This is a genomic window from Sphingobium fontiphilum, assembly GCF_014196635.1.
Classification (GTDB): Bacteria; Pseudomonadota; Alphaproteobacteria; order Sphingomonadales; family Sphingomonadaceae; genus Sphingobium; species Sphingobium fontiphilum.
This window is the reverse complement of record NZ_JACIEB010000002.1, coordinates 242,007-259,950: the sequence shown is the minus strand read 5'-3', so window position 1 is coordinate 259,950 and position 17,944 is coordinate 242,007. Positions and strand designations below refer to the sequence as shown.

The following is a 17,944-nucleotide window of genomic DNA, read 5'->3' as shown; positions in this document are numbered from 1 at the left end:
GCGATGGCGACGGTGGTGCTGACGACGGTGGGGCAGCTGCTGGGCGGGCCGATCGGCGCGGCGATAGGCGCGCTGGCGGGGCGGGCGTTCGATCAGGCGGTGCTGTTCAAACCCAAGGGGCGCGAGGGGCCGCGGCTGACCGATCTGGCGGTGCAGACGTCCAGCTATGGCAGCCAGATTCCGGCGCTGTTCGGCACGATCCGGGTGGCGGGGACTGTCATCTGGGCGACGGACCTGAAGGAAAGCAGGGAAAAGAGCGGGGGCGGCAAGGGGCGGCCGAGCGTGACCAGCTACGCCTATTCGGCGAGTTTTGCCGTCGCGCTGTCTTCGCGGCCGATCCGCGCGATCCGGCGGATATGGGCGGACGGCAATCTGCTGCGCGGAGCGGCGGGCGACTTCAAGACCGAACTCGGCGCGATGCGCGTCCATCTGGGGCACGAGGACCAGCCGGTCGACCCGCTGATCGCTGCGGCGCAGGGCGTTGGGGAGACGTCGGCGCATCGCGGCACCGCCTATGTGCTGTTCGAGGATCTGGCGCTGGGCGACTATGGCAATCGCATTCCTTCGCTGACGTTCGAGGTGGAGGCGGATGAGGGCGCTGTGTCGATTGGTGCGGTGGCGCAGGCGTTGACGGGCGGCGCGGTGGCGGGCGACGGACTGGCGACGGTGGCGGGATATGCGGCGAGCGGGGGTGATGCGCGGGCGGCGCTCAGTCCGCTGTTCGAGGCGCATGGGCTTTCGCTGGCGGGGGATCGGCTGGTGGCCGATGGCGAAGCGGTGGCGCAGGTCGGCGGCGACGCATTGGTGCGTGCGGTCAACGGCAAGCGGCGGGAGCCGGCCGAGCGGCGGTCGGCGGCGGCCGATGGCGTGCCGGTGACGCTGGCGCTGGGCCATCATGATGCGGCGCGCGATTATCAGGCCGGGGTGCAGAGGGTGACGCGGCCGGGGCCGGGGCGGATCGAGACGGGGATGGACCTGCCCGCGGTGATCGGCCCGGCGCGGGCGCGGCAACTGGCCGCGCAACGGCTGGACGCGGCGTGGGCAGGACGTGATGAGATGACGCTGTGCTGCGGGTGGGATGCGCTGGATCTCGCCCCCGGCGCGATGGTGACGGTCGCGGGGGAAGGTGGAAGCTGGCGAATCGAGGCGCGCGAATGGGAGGCGATGGCGGTCGTCCTGACCTTGCGCCGTGCGGCGGGAGGAGGCGCGCCGTCGGGCGAGGTGGCGTCCGGGGGGATCGTGCGCGAAGTCGATGCGCCCCACGGCCCGACGATCCTGATGCTGGTCGACCTGCCGCCTTTGGGCGAGAGCGCCGCCAGCGGGCCGGTGATCGTCGCGGCGGCGAGCGGGGGCGCGGGCTGGCGGCGGGCGAGCCTGCTGGCCCTCTCCGACATGGGCGAGGCGACGCCGCTGGGCCGCACGGCGCCGCCTGCGGTGATGGGCGTGGTGGATGCGCCGCCCGGCGTCGCCAGCAGCCTGCTGATCGACCGGATCGGCGCGATGGAGGTCAGCCTGTTGGCGCAGGACATGGTTCTGGCCGATGCGGAGGAAGCGGCGCTGGAGGCCGGGCGCAATGTGGCGATGGTCGGGCGCGAACTGATCCAGTTCGCGCGGGCCGAGGCGATCGGCCCGGCGCGCTGGCGGCTGTCGGATTTGCGGCGCGGTTTGCGCGGCACCGAATGGGCGATGACGGAACCGGCGGCGGGCGACCCTTTCCTGCTGCTGGAGGAGGACCGGCTGTTTTCTCTGCCCGATGCCCTGCTGTCAGCGCCGTCGGTGCGGATCGCGGCGCTGGGCATTGGCGATGTCGAACCGGTCGAGGCGGTCGTCGCCATCGACGGCGCGGCGATCCGGCCGCCGTCGCCGGTGCATCTGGCGGCGCGCGACGACGGCGCGGGCGGAGCGTCGTTCAGCTGGACCCGGCGCAGCCGGGCGGGGTGGCGCTGGATCGACGGGGTCGATGCGCCGCTGGTCGAGGAGGCGGAGCGTTATATGGTGGAGCTGGCCGACGGGGCGGGCATCTTCCGCCGGGCGGAGGTCGCCGCGCCGACATGGACATGGGACGCGGCGGCGCGGGCGGAAGACATGGCGGCGGGGCATGGCGGGCCCTGGACATTCACTGTGCGGCAGATGGGCGTTCGGGCGATAGGGCGTCCGGCCGTGATGACCATAAATCCCTGATAAAAATGAAAAGGATCGGCGATGAGCGGAGAAGCGACACCCCGATGGGCCTTGCCCCTGTTGCACAGCGGCCAGGCGATGAAGGAATTGTTCCACAACGAAGCGCTGACCATCGTCGACATGCTGGTCGGCGGTCGGGTTGAAAGCGCGGACGAGACGGCCCCGCCGCCTTCGCCGGACATGGGGCAATGCTGGATCGTCGGCAGCCCGGCGAGCGGCGCTTGGGAGGGCCGCGAGGGGGAATTGGCGGGATGGAGCGAGGGCGGCTGGCGGTTCGTTTCGCCACGGAGCGGGCTGCGAATGTTCGTCGCGGATCGCGATCATGCGATGCAGCATGACGGCAGCGCATGGCGCGACGATCCGGTCCGTCCGGACGGCCTGTTTATTGCGGACGCGAAGGTGGTGGGCGAGCGGCTTTCGGCCATTTCCGACCCCGTGGGCGGCGCGACCGCCGACACAGAAGCGCGCGCCGCCATTTTGGCGATACTTTCCGCCATGCGCACCCATGGGCTGATTGCATCTTGACGCGCGCCTGCATTTGCTATCTCATTCATAATGAAGGTCATGTTTTACTTAAATGAGACCCTCAACCGGGCGGAAATGGTGCATTTTTGCAACTGTTTTCGGAATTTGTGCGCTTGCCATGAAACTTTCGTCCGGGTAGAGGGTTTCAGCAGTCCTTCGTGACTATTTTGAAAGGGGATTTTTATGCGGAAGCTTGCCCTCGCGGCTGTGCTTGCGACGTCCGCCCTGGCCACTCCGGCCCTGGCACGTGACGACAGCTGGTACATCGGCGTCGATTCCGGCGTCACCATCACCGAAGACCAGGACATCACCTACACGCCCGGCTACGCGCCCGCGGCAAGCCAGACCACAACGGCCGACTACCACAAGGGTTGGGACGTTGACGGCGTGATCGGTTATGACTTCGGCGGTTTCCGTCTGGAAGCCGAAGCCGCCTACAAGCGCGCCAAGGTCGATCTGGACAACAGCGGGTTCGGCGGCGCCGCCTCGGCTCTGTCGTTCATGCTGAACGGTATGCTGGACTTCGGTCCCGATGACGGCCTGCAGGGCTTCGTCGGCGGCGGCGTCGGCGTGTCGCGCGGCAAGTTGGCGACGGACATCGTCAACGACAGCGACACCGGCTTCGCCTGGCAGGCGATCGCTGGCGTTCGTTACCCGCTGACCGACAATATCGACGTGTCGCTGAAGTATCGCTACTTCAACCAGGACGATATCAAGCTGGTTTCGGCCTACAACACCACCGGTGGTCCGGCTGGCGCGACCGTCGACACCAAGCTGCGCACGCACAGCCTGCTGCTCGGCCTGGCCTACAACTTCGGTGGTGCGGAAGCGCCTCCGCCGCCCCCCCCGCCGCCTCCGCCGCCCCCGCCCCCGCCGCCGCCTCCGCCGCCGCCTCCGGTTGCGGAATGCAGCCCCGGGCCGTACATCGTGTTCTTCGAATGGGACAAGTCGGACATCACGCCTGACGCCGCCACCATTCTGGACAACGCCGTGTCGGCCTATGCCAACTGCGGCAGCGCGCAGGTCATGCTCGCCGGTCACGCTGACCGTTCGGGTTCGGCCAAGTATAACGTCGGCCTGTCTCAGCGCCGTGCGGACGCCGTCAAGGCCTACATGGCTTCGAAGGGCATCCCCGATGGCGTGATGAGCACCGAAGCCTTCGGTGAATCCAAGCCGCGCGTCGACACCGCCGACGGCGTTCGCGAAGTCCAGAACCGCCGTGTGGAAATCTCCTACGGTCCGGGTTCGGGCATGTAAGATATGCCCTGCTTCCTTCGGGAGCGGGGAACGGAGAGGGCCGGTCGAAAGACCGGCCCTTTTTCGTTTCGAGTTGGCGTGGCGCGGGCCAAATGCGCACATGGCCATTGAGGGAGGCTTTTCGCCGGTCTCCCGCCGATGAGCCGGATGCTGACAGGAAGCCCATGGACAGGGTTGGCCAGAGCTGGCGCGAGAACAATTTCGTGACTTGCCCGTTTGCATCGGCAACAATGGCGGCGTGAGGGCGTTGCCCGATGAGCAAGTCCACGAAATGAGGAGTTCCCCATGAAAGCCATCGCGATCGCAGCCGCCATCCCCTTCGTCATGCTGGGCGGTTGCGCGACGCAGGGGGCGAGCGGGCCTTCAAGCCTTCCGCCCGCACCGGCGGCGCGCGCGGACCTGGCGGCTGGCGATGGCGCTGCGCGCGGGACTGCAACCGTGACCGAGGCTGCCGATGGGCTGCATGTGCGGGTGAGCGCATCGGGGCTGACGCCGGGCATCCATGCGGTGCATGTCCACACTATAGGCGATTGCACCGCGCCGGCCTTCACCAGCGCCGGCGGTCACTGGAATCCGACCGGAAAACAGCATGGGCGTGACAATCCGCAGGGCATGCATATGGGTGACATGCCCAATATGACGGTCGCGGGCGATGGCGCGGGCCTGCTGGAATATGTCATTCCCGGCGGCCTGCTGGCGACCGGCGCCATGCCTTTGCTGGATGCCGATGGCGCGGCGGTGGTGGTTCACGCCGGCCCCGACGACAATGTCAGCGATCCGGCGGGCAATGCGGGCGGGCGGGTCGCCTGCGGCGTACTCAAAGTCGGCTGACGATGGGGTAGGGGAGCTGCGCCCCGGGGGCGAACAGGGTCAGGATTGCGCGATGAGGCCCGTCACCCGGACTTGATCCGGCTTTGGGGGGGCGCCATCTTTGTCACGGCTGAAAGGAAGCTGGACCCCGGGTCAAGCCCGGGGCGACGAACGCGTTGTCCGTGCCTCCCTAATCGAATGTGGGGTTGGTTCGTTCAAGCGCCGCTCGGACTGTGCACTGGCCTGTTTAACTGCCCTGCGCGGGATATTGGGCTGCTTGCCGGTAGATGGCGCCGTTATGGCTGAGATGGCTTTCGAAAAGCGTGACCGTGGAAACGGTGAATGCGGGCAAAGAAAGCCCCGCATTTTCCGCCAGAAAAGGTGTGACCGGTCCCGCCGCGCGGCCCATGCGCGCCAGCGTCATATGGGGAAGATAGGCGCGGCGTTCGGAAGCAAGCCCGCATCGCACGCACATGCGATCGATCTTGCGATGGAGATGGGCCAGCGGTTCGTGCGGTTCGACGCCCGCCCAGAGCGCGTCGGGATAGCCACGTGCGTCGAACATGCCGACCCCTTGCAAGGCAATGGCAAAGGGATGGAATCGGAGCCGGTCCAGTTCCCCGGCAATGTCCCTGGCGATATCGCCATCCACTTCTCCGATGAAGCGCAGGGTGATGTGGAGCTGCGATTCCTGTTGCCAGCGGGCGCCGGGCACGCCGTGCATGAGGGGCAAAAGTTGCTGGAATGTTTCTGGCGGTGGCTGGATGCCGACAAAGAGCCTGTACATTGTAAAAGGATAGCCGATTGCGGCCGGGAACACGAGTTCGAGGCCCGGTTTCGCTTGAAAAAAGACCCCGGCGATCCGATAATAGGGGCAACGGCAAGAGGTTTTGCCGCATAGGAGTAAGAAGTCATGGCCAATTGGTCCGACCCTCGTCCCGACGTGCGGGGCTTTGGCGCAGTCGCCACCGGCGCGCGCAGCGAAGCCTTTGACGCGGGCCTGCGGTCCTACATGCTGTCAGTCTATAATTATATGGCGAGCGGCGTGCTGTTGACCGGCATCGTCGCTCTGCTGTTCGCGTCGAGCGGGCTTGCCGCCCAGATTCTGGGCGGTCCGGGCATTTTGAAATATGTCATCATGTTCGCCCCGCTGGCGTTCGTGATGGTGCTGAGCTTTGGCATCAACCGGCTGTCGACGGTGGCGGCGCAGGCACTGTTCTGGGCCTATGCCGCGGTCATGGGTCTGTCGCTCTCATCGATTTTCCTGGTCTATACCGGCACGTCGATCGCGCAGACCTTCTTCGCGACGGCGGCCGCTTTCGCGGGCCTCAGCCTGTGGGGCTACACGACCAAGAAGGATCTGTCGGGTTTCGGCACCTTCCTGATCATGGGTCTCATTGGCCTGATCGTCGCGATGCTGATCAACCTGTTCCTGCAGTCGACGGTGATGGATCTGGCGATCAGCGCCATCGGCGTGCTGCTGTTCGCGGGCCTGACCGCTTACGACACGCAGAAGATCAAGAGCATGTACGCCTATGTGGCGGGTACGGACATGGTGGGCAAGTCGGTGGTGATGGGGGCGCTCAACCTCTATCTCGACTTCATCAACATGTTCATGTTCCTGCTGCGCTTCATGGGCAGCAGCCGCGACTGACCTGGTGACGCGCTGAAACGAAAAAGGCCCGGTGGAGCGATCCGCCGGGCCTTTTTCTTGTCCGGCGCGGTTCAGGCGGGGGTGGCGGCCTGTGCCTGTTCGATCAGGGCGTTGTCGATGGCCTTCTGCCGCTGATAGGCGGGGCGTTCGCGCAGGCGTGCAGCATAGGCTTCGAAGGCCGGGCGTGTGGGGATGGTGCCGAAGGCCAGCCCCCAGTCGACCTGCGAGCCCACATAGACGTCGGCGGCGGTAAACTGGTCGCCGCAGATCCACGCATCGCCAGATACCGCCTGTTCGAGCGTGTCCAGCACTGCGTCGAGCGAGCCATAGCCCGCGCTGCGATCACGCCCTTCGGGTAGGACGAAGCCCATGGCTGTGTTGGTGATGGCGGCTTCGACGGGGCCAGCGGCGAAGAAGAGCCAGCGATAATAATCGGCGCAATCCTCCAGCGCGGGAGCAAGGCCCGCCTGCGGGAAGGCGTCGGCCAGATAGGCGCAGATGGCGGCGCATTCCGTCACCACCTTGCCGCGATGGACAATGGCGGGAACCTTGCCCATCGGGTTGATCGCCAGATAATCGGCGCCCTTCATGGTCGTGCCATAGTCAAGCAGCACCTGCTCATAGGGCGCTGCGGCTTCCTCCAGCATCCAGCGGGCGATCTGCCCGCGCGACATAGGGTTGGTGTACAGGGTGACGCTGTCGGTCATGGGTCGGTCCTTTCACTGATCGTCGTTCATGGCGGCGATGACGCGCATCATGGCCGCCATGGGGCCGGGCGCGGCGGGGGGAGCGGTGGCGCCGCGCAAAGGAAATTTGTGTTCATGGCATCTGCTCCTGGAAAGGAGGGGAAGAGATGCGACCATGTGCATTTTTTGAGATAACGCCGTGTAGCAGAGATTGCGGTGCCGGGGGAGCGAAACAAGCAATCCCTATTGCCGGTTGAAAGCGCCATGGCGCAGGAAATGCACAACCTGCTGCGCGACAGGGCGGCTGTAGATCATCGCCGTATGGGCCACGGCCATGACCAGATGATCGCTTTGGTCCGGGCAATGAGTCGCGGCAACACTGACCTTGCCGTCATTGGGCGCGCGAAAGACAAGCCCGGAAATGGCTGCATTATCGGGCGGTCCCCCGCAATGACGCCTAGCGGATAGTTGACCTGACCCAGCGCGGTCTCGACCATGGTGTCGCGCCGTGTGCGCAATGCCGGAGCGGCGCGATTGAGGATCAGAGGGTGGAGGCGCAGTCGGTAGAGCAGATCGGCCAGTTCGCTACCGCCATTGGGTGTCCCAAGCATCACCACGCGACCCAGATTGGAAGGCCGGTGGCGGGTGATAAGGGTGCGAAGGACCAGGCCGCCCATGGAATGGCCCACAAAATGCAATGTCGGGGCTGTTGCGACAGGCGAGTGGCGGATGCGGCGCTCGACATGGTCTGCGACGCGGTCGAGCGGCCAGCGCCAACTGGGGTAGCCGACATTGGCGACGGCAAAGCCCGTTTGCCCGAGGCGACGGGCCAACAGCGCAGTCTGAACCGGCAGGCCGCCAAAACCATGAAGAAGGACGACGCCATCAGGCGCCGTCCCTTCTTTCTCAGCCATTGTCACCGCGCGTTCCGGGGACAAGCCCTATTTCGTCTCTTCGGTCGTCTTCGCCTTGCCGCCCTTCCGGCCTTTCTTGGGCGCGGCGGGGGTGATTTCGAAGGCGAGGGCGTCGTCCTTCAGCCGGACATGGACTTCGCCGCCATGGACCAGCTTGCCAAACAGCAATTCCTCGGCCAGCGGTTGCTTGACCTTTTCCTGCATCAGGCGGCCCATCGGGCGCGCGCCATAAAGCTTGTCGTAACCGCGTTCGGTGAGCCAGGTCTTGGCGTCGTCGTCCAGGGTGATGTGGACGTCGCGGTCGGCCAGTTGCAGTTCCAGTTGCAGGATGAACTTGTCGACGACGCGGGCGACGACCTCCGGCGGCAGATAGCCGAAGGGCACGATCGCATCGAGACGGTTGCGGAATTCGGGGGTGAAGAGCTTCTTCACCGCGTCTTCCTGCACATCGTCGCGCGACAATTCGCCGAAACCGATGCTTTCCTTCGCCATGTCCGACGCACCGGCATTGGTGGTCATGATGAGGATGGTGCTGCGGAAATCCACGGTCTTGCCGTGATGATCGGTCAGGCGGCCATTATCCATCACCTGCAAGAGGATGTTGAACAGGTCGGGATGCGCCTTTTCGATTTCGTCGAGCAGCAGCACGCTGTGCGGATTCTGGTCGACCGCATCGGTCAGCAGGCCGCCCTGATCATAGCCGACATAGCCCGGAGGCGCGCCGATCAGGCGGCTGACCGAATGGCGTTCCATATATTCCGACATGTCGAACCGCTGGAGCGGAATGCCCAGCAGATGCGCCAGTTGCCGCGCGACCTCCGTCTTGCCGACGCCGGTGGGGCCGGAGAAGAGATAGTTGCCGATCGGCTTGTCGGGATCGCGCAGGCCCGCCCGCGACAGCTTGATCGCGGACGAGAGCACCTCGATGGCCTTGTCCTGCCCGAACACGACGCGCTTCAGGTCCGTGGTCAGCGACTCCAGCACGCCCTTGTCGTCCGACGACACGGTCTTGGGCGGGATGCGCGCCATGGTGGCGATCACCGCTTCGATCTCCTTGGGGGTGATCGTCTTCTTGCGCTTTGACGGGGCGACCAGCATCTGCATGGCGCCGACCTCATCAATCACGTCGATCGCCTTGTCCGGCAATTTGCGGTCGTTGATGTAACGGGCGGACAGCTCCACCGCCGCCTTGATCGCGTCGGGCGTATATTTGACGCTGTGATGCTCCTCGAACGCGGAACGCAGGCCTGCGAGGATCTTGATCGTGTCCTCGATCGTCGGTTCGTTAACGTCAATCTTCTGGAACCGGCGCAGCAGGGCGCGGTCCTTTTCGAAATGGTTGCGGAACTCCTTGTAAGTGGTCGAACCGATGCAGCGGATCGTGCCGCCCGACAAAGCCGGCTTCAGCAGGTTCGAGGCATCCATCGCCCCGCCGCTGGTCGCGCCCGCGCCGATGACGGTGTGGATCTCGTCGATGAAGAGCACCGCGTGCGGCATTTTCTCAAGCTCGGTGACGACCGCCTTCAGCCGTTCCTCGAAATCGCCGCGATAGCGGGTTCCAGCCAGCAGCGCGCCCATGTCGAGCGAGTAGATGACCGCTTCCTTCAGCACGTCGGGCACTTCGCCCTCGACGATCTTGCGCGCAAGGCCCTCCGCAATGGCGGTCTTGCCCACGCCCGGATCGCCGACATAGAGCGGATTGTTCTTTGACCGGCGGCACAGGATCTGGATGGTCCGGTCAACCTCCGCCGAACGGCCGATCAGCGGGTCGACCTTGCCCCGCAACGCCTTTTCATTGAGGTTGACGGTGAACTGATCGAGGGCGCTGTCCTTCTTACCCTTGCCATCCTGCACCTTCTTCTCCTCTTCGGCGGCGCCCTTTGTCTCCTGACGTTCGGGCGTGGGGGTGCCCTTGCCGACCCCGTGGCTGAGGTAGGAAACGGCGTCGAGGCGGCTCATGTCCTGCTGTTGCAGGAAATAGACGGCATAGCTTTCCCGCTCGGAAAAGAGCGCGACCAGCACATTGGCGCCGGTCACTTCATCCTTGCCGGAGGATTGCACATGCAGGATGGCGCGCTGGACCACGCGCTGGAACCCGCTGGTGGGCGAGGGGTCGGTGTCGCCCTCGACCTTCAGGCTTTCAAGTTCGGTGTCGAGATATTGGGTGACCGCATCGCCCAGTTCGCCCAGGTCGACGCCGCACGCCTGCATCACTTTCGACGCATGGTCGTCGTCGATCAGCGCGAGCAGCAGATGTTCGAGCGTCGCATATTCATGGTGACGGTCCGACGCATGGCTGAGCGCGTTGTGCAGCGTGGTTTCGAGAGCAGCGGCGAAAGAAGGCATATGGTCTACTCCTGTCCCCGATAGAGGGGGGTGGCGAACCTGATGTCGGCATTGCTCGCCAGCGAAACAAGGGCCAGCCCCGTTCCGCGTGAATTGCCAGACTGCCGCTGCCCGATAAGGCCCTTGAGAGGCCGGGATGGGACAGGACGGTGGTTCATCGTCTGAATAACGCCTCGGCGCTTGCCTTATGGTTAACGGCGTCTTTCATTTTTGCCCGGATGCGGGCGATCTCGCCTTCCAGCGCGGCGATGCGCGATTCCAGTTCGGCGAGGGACATCGGGTCCAGATCCTGCGTCAGCAGTCTGGCCAGAGGATCATCAGCCTTTTTCGGCAGATAGTCTTCCATGTCCATGACGCCAATGTTGACCCGGAAAGCCAGTCTGTCAATAAGGACGCGTGCGGCAAATGGTTAAAATATTGCGTCGCACCATAGGGGCAGCCGGGGGCAGGGCATGACGGCGCAAATGGACGAAATGGCGACGGGCGCGATCCCGGCGGAAATGACGGCTATCGGCATCGCCGAACCGGGCGGGCCGGAGGCGCTGGTTCCGGAGGTGCGGCCGGTGCCCGCGCCGGGCGCTGGCGAAGTGCTGATCCGGGTCGCGGCGGCGGGCGTCAACCGGCCCGACATGCTCCAGCGGCAGGGCAAATATCCCCCGCCGCCGGGCGCTTCCGACATTCCGGGACTGGAGGTTTCGGGCACCGTCGTCGCGGCGGGCGAAGGGGCGGACATGCTGGTGGGGCAGCGGGTCTGCGCGCTGCTTTCGGGCGGCGGCTATGCCCAATATGCCGTCGCGCCCATGGGGCAATGCCTGCCCGTGCCCGATGGCTATGATCTGGTCGAGGCGGCGGCTTTGCCCGAAACGCTGTTCACCGTGTGGACCAACCTGTTCGAGCGCGCCTATGCGGTGGAAGGCGACGTCGTGCTGGTGCATGGCGGCGCCAGCGGCATCGGCACCATGGCGATCACGCTGTGCAACCTGTTCGACATAGAGATCATCGTCACCTGCGGCAGCGACGAAAAATGCGCGCAGGCCATGGCATGGGGCGCAAACCACGCAATCAATTACAAGACGCGGGATTTTGTGGCGGAGGTGAAGCGGATAACCGGGGGCGCGGGGGTGCAGGCGGTGCTGGACATGGTGGGCGGCGATTATCTGCCCCGCAATATCGAATGCCTGGCCGAAGAGGGGCGGCATGTGTCCATCGCCGTGCTGGGCGGGGCGAAGGCGACCATATTCCTGCCCACGCTGATGAGCCGCCGCCTGACGCTGACCGGATCGACGCTGCGCGGGCGCTCTTCCGGCTTCAAGAGCCTGGTGGCGGACGAGATTATGCGGACCGTCTGGTCCTTCGCGGGCGAGGGCAAGCTCCGCCCGGCGATGGATATGCGTTTTGCCCTGGAGGACGCCGCCAGCGCCCATGCGCGCATGGAGGCGGGAGAGCATTTCGGGAAGATCGTGCTGGTGGTTTGATGTCCGTTCCGTTTGTCGAAAGAGAATGTTGGTGCCCTATGAATAATGATGTGAATGAAAATGAAGGGCGGCCGGGTAGGTCAAAGCTGCTGATTTGTTTTGGCATTCTTTTTATTATATATGGTTTGAAGCTGCTGACATTGGGATCTCCTGGTGAAACGGGCGCAAATGTCAAAGACGAAGTTTCGTCTATCGCAGGTGCCTGGCTGCTGCTGTGTGGAGCAGGGATAGCAGCCCATCGGATGGCGGGCTTTCAGCTGTTTCTGGCGGGTTTGGCCATTGTGGAGCTGAAAATTGTAATTGGGCTATATGCTTTCTACGGAACTATCGCTGCTATTGCCTTTGGAGTGGCGATAACGGCGATTCCATTTGCATTGGTGGCGCTTTGTATTTGGTCGCGCGCTAATTATTTGCGACCTTGGTTTGAGGCGGCGGACCCTCCAGAATCGTAGCATTTCCGTCATATTCGGCGCGGACTTGTAACATAGTTCCGCTAGGAATCACCTCCCGAGGACAACAGCCTTGGGGGCCATTGCATGAACGCCATCACACGCCTGCCCTTTGCGGCGGACATGGGTGACGGACAGGAAGGAACGCTGCATATCCCGGAACGGGAAGGGCAGCGCCGCCGGTATCGTACGATCTGGATTTCGGACATCCATCTGGGCACGCGCGGCTGCAACGCGAAGATGCTCATCGATTTTCTGGACAGCGTCGACAGCGAGACGCTGTATCTGGTCGGCGACATCATCGACGGCTGGCGCCTGAAAAAGCGCTTCTACTGGCCCGCCGCGCATAATGACGTGGTGTGGCGGGTGATGAAGCGCGCCAAGCGCGGCACCCGCGTCGTCTACATCCCCGGAAACCATGACGAAATGTTCCGCCAGTTCACCGGCATGAGCTTTGGCGGCGTCGAAATCCGGCGCAAGGCGCTGCATGTGACCGCCGACGGGCGCAAGCTGCTGGTGCTGCATGGCGACGAGTTCGACACGATCATGCTCGCCCATCGCTGGCTGGCCTTTGTCGGCGACGCCGCCTATTCGATGATGATGCGCCTCAACGTCGTGGTGAACGCGGTCCGCCAGCGGCTGGGCCTGCCCTATTGGTCGCTCTCCAAAATGGCCAAGCACAAGGTCAAGAACGCGGTCGAGTTCATTTCCAAGTTCGAACATGTTGTGGCGCACGAGGCGGCGATGCGCGGCGTCGATGGCGTTGTGTGCGGCCATATCCACAATGCCGAATATCGCGAGATTGCGGGCATCGAATATTATAATGACGGCGACTGGGTGGAAGGCTGCACCGCGCTGGTCGAACATTTCGACGGACGCATGGAAGTGCTGCACTGGGCGGACGAGATCGCGAAGCGCGACAAGGCGAGCGAACCGGCCCGGATCGCTGCGTAAACTGTCCGGCGCCCCTGTTCGGTTCGGGGCGCCGATGGAAATGAGCCAAGGGATTCGCCTTATGCGTATAGCCATCGTCACCGACGCCTGGAGCCCGCAGGTCAACGGGGTCGTGCGCACGCTCCAGACGATCCAGCACGAACTGGAGACGATGGGTCATGTGGTCAGCGTCCATTCCCCCGACCAATATGGCTCGCTGCCTTGCCCGACCTATCCCGAAATCCGGCTGGCCATGGCGCGCCCGACGGTGGTGGGCCGGGCGATAGCCGCTTTCCGGCCTGACGCGGTGCATCTGGCGACCGAAGGCCCCCTGTGCCTCGCCGCGCGGCGCTGGTGCCTGCGCAACGGCGTGCCCTTCACCACCGCCTATCACACCCATTTTCCCGATTATGTCGCCCAGCGCACCGGGCTGCCGGCCTCCTGGTTCTGGCGCTATATCCGCTGGTTCCACGGCCCGGCGCAGGCGGTGCTGGTGTCGACCCAGTCGGTGCGCCAGCAATTGCGCGCGCACGGCGTGGCGCAGGTGCGCCATTGGGGGCGGGGGGTCGACCTGTCGGCCTTCACCCCCGATGCGCCGCCGCCCGCGCTGTTTGCTGACCTGCCTCGCCCGATCCAGCTCTATGTCGGGCGCGTGGCGGTGGAGAAAAATCTGGAAGCCTTCCTGTCCACCGATGGTCCGGGGACCAAGGTGGTGGTGGGCGACGGGCCGGCGCGCGAGGCGCTGGAGCGGGCATATCCGCAGGCGCGGTTCATGGGACCGCTGTTCGGCCGTGAACTGGCGGGCGCCTATGCCGGGGCGGATGTGTTCGTCTTTCCCAGCCGCACCGACACTTTCGGGCTGGTGATGATCGAGGCGCTCGCCTGTGGGACGCCGGTGGCGGCCTTCCCGGTGACGGGGCCGGTGGACATCGTGACCGAAGATGTGGGCGCGCTCTCCGAACGGCTGGACGACGCGATCGATCTTGCGCTGACCCGTGATCGCGCGGCCTGTGTCGATTATGGTCGCCGCTTCACCTGGGACGCGAGCGCCCGGCAGTTTCTGGCCGGGCTGCATCCGATCGAGCCGGATCTGGTCGATCAGGCCGCCTAGGACCAGGAGCCTGACGCTTTTCCTTGCCCCGGCGGGGCGGATGCACTATCTCTACAACGGCGTGGCCGCCCTGATTGGGCGGCCCTTGTCGTTTTTAGTGCCGGAGAATGCCCCGTGTCCCAGCCCCTGATGCCCCATGCGACCGCCAGCTGGCTGGTCGACAACACCGCGCTGAGCTTTGAGCAGATTGCGGAATTCTGCGGGCTCCACATTCTGGAAGTGCAGGCGATCGCCGACGATACCGCCGCCACCAAATATACCGGCCGCGATCCCGTGCGCGCCCATGAAATCACCATGGACGAGATCCACAGGGGCGAGGCCAACCCTGATCACAAGCTCAGGATGCTGAAGGGCCCCGAGCCCGTCCGCCGGACCAAGGGGCCGCGCTATACCCCGGTCAGCAAGCGCCAGGACAAGCCCGACGGCATCGCCTGGATCCTGCGCAACCATCCGGAAATTTCGGACGGCGCCATCGGCAAGCTGATCGGCACCACCCGCACCACCATCGCCGCCATCCGCGATCGCACCCATTGGAACATCTCCAACATCGTGCCCAAGGATCCGGTGACGCTGGGCCTGTGTTCGCAGCGCGAACTGGATGCGCTGGTGACGCGCGCAGCCAAGAAGGCGGGCATCGAAGCGCCGACCGATTCGCGTCTGGACGGCGACCGCGAGGCGCTGATCGAGGAGCTGCGGCGGGAACGCGAAGCCGCCGCCCGGCGCGCCGAGACGGCCCTGGCCGGCGGGTCGGACCTGATCTCCGATGTCGCCAAGGTCATCGACCCGTTCAGCAACAATCAAGGCCATGTCTGATTGCCGTAGCGTCGCCGCCAAACGGCGCTAAATCACCGCAATGCAGCAATTTTCAAAGGTCGCGCCCGACAATGGCGCGGCCTTTTTTGTGGCGCTTGACGCTTGCGTAAAGTGCGCGTTCGCCATAGATTCCTGTCCATGGAGAGCATGGAAAACATCCTGAAGGATAGATATCGTCATCCCACTGCGTGGGACCAGACATTCCCGCCGATGTCGATGGCCGACATGGTCGAAAGCAGCGCGGGGGCGCATCCCGCTGCGGCGATGATTGATTTCATGGGTCGTCGCTTCACCTATGGCGACATGCTGGGCCAAATCCACCGGGTCGCCGCCGGGTTGCAGGCCATGGGCGTGAAAAAGGGCGACCGGGTGGGTCTTTATCTGCCCAATACGCCCCACTATGTCGCCGCCTATTATGGCGCGCTGATGGCCGGCGCCATCGTCGTCAACTTTTCCCCCCTCTATACCGCCGCTGAACTCGAGCATCAGGTCGAGGACAGCGGAACCACAATCCTTTTCACCTTGTCGGCCAAGGCGTTGCTGCCCACCGCGCTTGATGTGCTGGAGCATAGCTCGCTGGAAAAGCTGGTGGTGGGATCGGTGGCGGAGGCGCTGCCGCCGGTCAAATCCTTCCTGTTCCGCATGTTCAAGGCCAGCGAGACCGCGCCGATCCCCGACGATCCGCGCATCCGGCGCTATGATCGCCTGATCGACAATGCGGGCGAATATGTCGCGCCGTCGATCGACCCGGTGCACGACATCGCGCTGCTGCAATATACCGGCGGCACCACCGGCACGCCCAAGGGCGCGATGCTGACGCACCAGAACCTGACCGCCAATGCCCGGCAGGTGCAGATGATCGACCCGCATAAGCATGAACCCGACCGGATCATCGCGGTGCTGCCCTTTTTCCATGTGTTCGCCAACACCTGCACGCTCAATCGCACCGTGCTGAATGGCGGCGAGATGGTGATGCTGCCGCGTTTCGACGCCGCTCAAGTGCTGGCCGCAGTGCAGCGGGTGAAGGCGACATCGCTGCCCGGCGTGCCGACCATGTTCCAGGCGCTGCTGGATCATCCGTCCATCCGCAATGTCGATTTTTCCTCTCTGCGGGCCTGTATTTCGGGCGGCGCGCCGCTGCCGCTGGAACTGCGGCAGCGGTTCGAGGCTGCGACCGGCGCCACGCTGATCGAGGGTTATGGCCTCACTGAAACCAGCCCGGTCGTCTGTTCCAACCCCTATGAAGGGTTGAACAAGACCGGCACGGTGGGGCAACCGGTGCCGGGCACCCATGTCAGACTGGTCGACCGCGAAGATCCGACCAGGCCGCCGCCGCCGGGCGAACCGGGCGAATTGCTGTTCGCCGGGCCGCAGATCATGAAGGGCTACTGGAACCGGCCGGATGCCGACGCGCAGGTCTTCGTCGGCGATTATGTCCGCACCGGCGATGTCGGCGTGATCGACGAGGACGGTTATGTGAAGATCGTCGACCGATTGAAGGACATGATCGCGGTCGGCGGGTTCAAGGTGTTCCCCAGCCAGGTGGAGTCGGTCCTTTATCATCATCCCGCAGTCAAGGAGGCATTGGTGATCGGCGTTCCCGATCATTATCGCGGCGAACAGCCCAAGGCGTTCGTGACCCTGAACGAGGGGCAGGAGGCGACGGGGGAGGAACTGAAGACGTGGCTCAACGCGCAACTGGGCAAGCATGAGCGGGTGTGCGCGGTGGAATTGCGCGACAGCCTGCCCAAGACGCTGGTCGGCAAGCTGTCGCGCAAGGAACTGGTGGCCGAGGAGCGCGAGAAGGCGCAAAAGGCGCGCGGCGATGCTGGAACCATGGCCTGATCCTTCCTATCTTCGCGCTTTGACGATGGAAGGACGGGATTGAAATGGCGCAGGATGTCGCGACTTTGGCGGGCGGCTGTTTCTGGTGCACGGAGGCGGTCTATCAATCCTTGGCGGGCGTGAGCGCGGTCGAAAGCGGCTATATCGGCGGGTCGATGCCCAATCCCACCTATGAAGCGGTCTGTTCCGGCGCGACCGGCCATGCCGAGGCGATCCGGGTGACATTCGATCCGCAGGTCATTTCCTACGCCGACCTGCTCGACATCTTCTTCGCCACCCATGATCCCACGACGCTGAACCGCCAGGGCAATGATGTCGGCACCCAATATCGCTCGGCCATCTTCCCCCATTCGCCCGAACAGGAGGCGCAGGCCCATGCCGCCATCGCCCGCGCGCAGGTGGACCAGCCCCGGCCCATCGTCACCGCGATCGAGCCGGACGCGCCATGGTATCGCGCGGAGGATTATCATCAGAAATATTGGGAGCGCGTGGGCGACCGCAACCCCTATTGCATGGCGGTGATCCCGCCCAAGCTCGCCAAGCTGCGCAAGGGCTTTGCCGACCGCCTTACGGATTGAGCGGCAACGGTTCGTCGCATCCATTGCCGTCCTTATGACGGGGTTCATATCGGCCATGCTATGCGTGCGCTCAGGGAATCAGTCGGGGATGAGCAGAATGAACGGAAAAGTCGGGTTGATGATCGTGCCGGTGCTGCTGCTGACGCTGCCGGGTTGTGTCCGCACCGTCGCCAGTATCGTGACCGCGCCGGTGCGGGCAGGCGCGCAGGCGGCGGACTGGGCGACGACCAGCCAGGATGAAGCCGACCGCAATTACGGCCGCAAGATGCGCAAGCAGGAAGAGAAGGAAGGGCGAGAGGCCAGGAAGGCGGAGAAGGAACGCCGCCAAAAATGCCGGGACGCCGGTTATGAGGATTGTTGAAGCGGC

Annotated in this window: 18 protein-coding genes; 13 read left to right on the top strand and 5 right to left on the bottom strand. The window is 64.5% G+C overall.

Translation table 11 applies throughout. From position 1 onward, the window contains the following. Positions 1 to 3: 3 nt before the first annotated feature. The 4 genes from GGR44_RS05525 (at position 4) to GGR44_RS05510 (ending at position 4,794) form a co-directional block, all read left to right on the top strand. Complete coding sequence (locus GGR44_RS05525) at positions 4 to 2,181, top strand: phage tail protein (RefSeq protein ID WP_183954464.1); 2,178 nt, start codon at positions 4 to 6, stop codon at positions 2,179 to 2,181. Positions 2,182 to 2,202: 21 nt separating this feature from the next. Then, positions 2,203 to 2,706 (top strand): DUF2793 domain-containing protein, encoded by a 504-nt coding sequence (locus GGR44_RS05520; protein ID WP_183954463.1) that lies wholly within the window; start codon positions 2,203 to 2,205, stop codon positions 2,704 to 2,706. A 183-nt stretch (positions 2,707 to 2,889) separates the two neighbouring features. Then, the gene (locus tag GGR44_RS05515) at positions 2,890 to 3,963 is read left to right on the top strand and encodes an OmpA family protein (RefSeq protein WP_183954462.1); all 1,074 of its coding nucleotides are present in this window, start codon (positions 2,890 to 2,892) and stop codon (positions 3,961 to 3,963) included. A 285-nt stretch (positions 3,964 to 4,248) separates the two neighbouring features. Continuing rightward, positions 4,249 to 4,794, top strand: coding sequence for a superoxide dismutase family protein (locus GGR44_RS05510; RefSeq protein WP_183954461.1), 546 nt, complete (start codon positions 4,249 to 4,251; stop codon positions 4,792 to 4,794). Between the two features lie 226 nt (positions 4,795 to 5,020). Here GGR44_RS05510 and thpR read toward each other — a convergent pair whose 3' ends face one another. Further along, positions 5,021 to 5,560, bottom strand: coding sequence for an RNA 2',3'-cyclic phosphodiesterase (gene thpR / locus GGR44_RS05505; protein WP_183954460.1), 540 nt, complete (start codon positions 5,558 to 5,560; stop codon positions 5,021 to 5,023). Positions 5,561 to 5,686: 126 nt separating this feature from the next. On the opposite strand from thpR, the gene GGR44_RS05500 reads away from it, so the two are divergent. Further along, entirely contained in the window at positions 5,687 to 6,427 is a 741-nt protein-coding gene (locus tag GGR44_RS05500; RefSeq protein WP_183954459.1) for a Bax inhibitor-1/YccA family protein, read from the top strand. A gap of 71 nt (positions 6,428 to 6,498) precedes the next feature. Here GGR44_RS05500 and GGR44_RS05495 read toward each other — a convergent pair whose 3' ends face one another. From GGR44_RS05495 to GGR44_RS05480, 4 genes are all read right to left on the bottom strand, one after another. Next, a complete protein-coding gene (locus GGR44_RS05495) occupies positions 6,499 to 7,134 on the bottom strand; it encodes a glutathione S-transferase family protein (RefSeq protein WP_183954458.1) in 636 nt (211 codons plus the stop codon). 290 nt (positions 7,135 to 7,424) lie between these two features. Beyond that, on the bottom strand, positions 7,425 to 8,027 hold the full coding sequence (locus tag GGR44_RS05490) for an esterase/lipase family protein (protein ID WP_246344323.1): 603 nt from the start codon (positions 8,025 to 8,027) through the stop codon (positions 7,425 to 7,427). A 27-nt stretch (positions 8,028 to 8,054) separates the two neighbouring features. Continuing rightward, entirely contained in the window at positions 8,055 to 10,373 is a 2,319-nt protein-coding gene (gene clpA / locus GGR44_RS05485; protein WP_183954457.1) for an ATP-dependent Clp protease ATP-binding subunit ClpA, read from the bottom strand. 154 nt (positions 10,374 to 10,527) lie between these two features. Further along, complete coding sequence (locus GGR44_RS05480; RefSeq protein WP_183954456.1) at positions 10,528 to 10,725, bottom strand: DUF1192 domain-containing protein; 198 nt, start codon at positions 10,723 to 10,725, stop codon at positions 10,528 to 10,530. Positions 10,726 to 10,825: 100 nt separating this feature from the next. On the opposite strand from GGR44_RS05480, the gene GGR44_RS05475 reads away from it, so the two are divergent. The 8 genes from GGR44_RS05475 to GGR44_RS05440 all read left to right on the top strand — a co-directional run bounded on the left by GGR44_RS05475 (position 10,826) and on the right by GGR44_RS05440 (position 17,938). Next, complete coding sequence (locus GGR44_RS05475; RefSeq protein ID WP_246344322.1) at positions 10,826 to 11,848, top strand: NAD(P)H-quinone oxidoreductase; 1,023 nt, start codon at positions 10,826 to 10,828, stop codon at positions 11,846 to 11,848. Between the two features lie 38 nt (positions 11,849 to 11,886). Then, the gene (locus GGR44_RS05470; RefSeq protein ID WP_183954455.1) at positions 11,887 to 12,300 is read left to right on the top strand and encodes a hypothetical protein; all 414 of its coding nucleotides are present in this window, start codon (positions 11,887 to 11,889) and stop codon (positions 12,298 to 12,300) included. A gap of 84 nt (positions 12,301 to 12,384) precedes the next feature. Then, positions 12,385 to 13,251 (top strand): UDP-2,3-diacylglucosamine diphosphatase, encoded by an 867-nt coding sequence (locus GGR44_RS05465; RefSeq protein ID WP_183954454.1) that lies wholly within the window; start codon positions 12,385 to 12,387, stop codon positions 13,249 to 13,251. 61 nt (positions 13,252 to 13,312) lie between these two features. Continuing rightward, the gene (locus tag GGR44_RS05460) at positions 13,313 to 14,341 is read left to right on the top strand and encodes a glycosyltransferase family 4 protein (RefSeq protein WP_183954453.1); all 1,029 of its coding nucleotides are present in this window, start codon (positions 13,313 to 13,315) and stop codon (positions 14,339 to 14,341) included. A gap of 129 nt (positions 14,342 to 14,470) precedes the next feature. Continuing rightward, entirely contained in the window at positions 14,471 to 15,154 is a 684-nt protein-coding gene (locus tag GGR44_RS05455) for a DUF1013 domain-containing protein (RefSeq protein ID WP_183954841.1), read from the top strand. 138 nt (positions 15,155 to 15,292) lie between these two features. After that, positions 15,293 to 16,999 carry a long-chain-fatty-acid--CoA ligase gene (locus tag GGR44_RS05450; RefSeq protein WP_183954452.1) on the top strand — a complete coding sequence of 569 codons (1,707 nt, stop codon included), beginning with the start codon at positions 15,293 to 15,295 and terminating at the stop codon, positions 16,997 to 16,999. Between the two features lie 44 nt (positions 17,000 to 17,043). Beyond that, complete coding sequence (gene msrA / locus GGR44_RS05445; RefSeq protein WP_183954451.1) at positions 17,044 to 17,577, top strand: peptide-methionine (S)-S-oxide reductase MsrA; 534 nt, start codon at positions 17,044 to 17,046, stop codon at positions 17,575 to 17,577. 97 nt (positions 17,578 to 17,674) lie between these two features. Then, positions 17,675 to 17,938, top strand: a complete 264-nt coding sequence (locus tag GGR44_RS05440) for a hypothetical protein (protein WP_183954450.1) — start codon at positions 17,675 to 17,677, stop codon at positions 17,936 to 17,938. Positions 17,939 to 17,944: the final 6 nt, after the last annotated feature.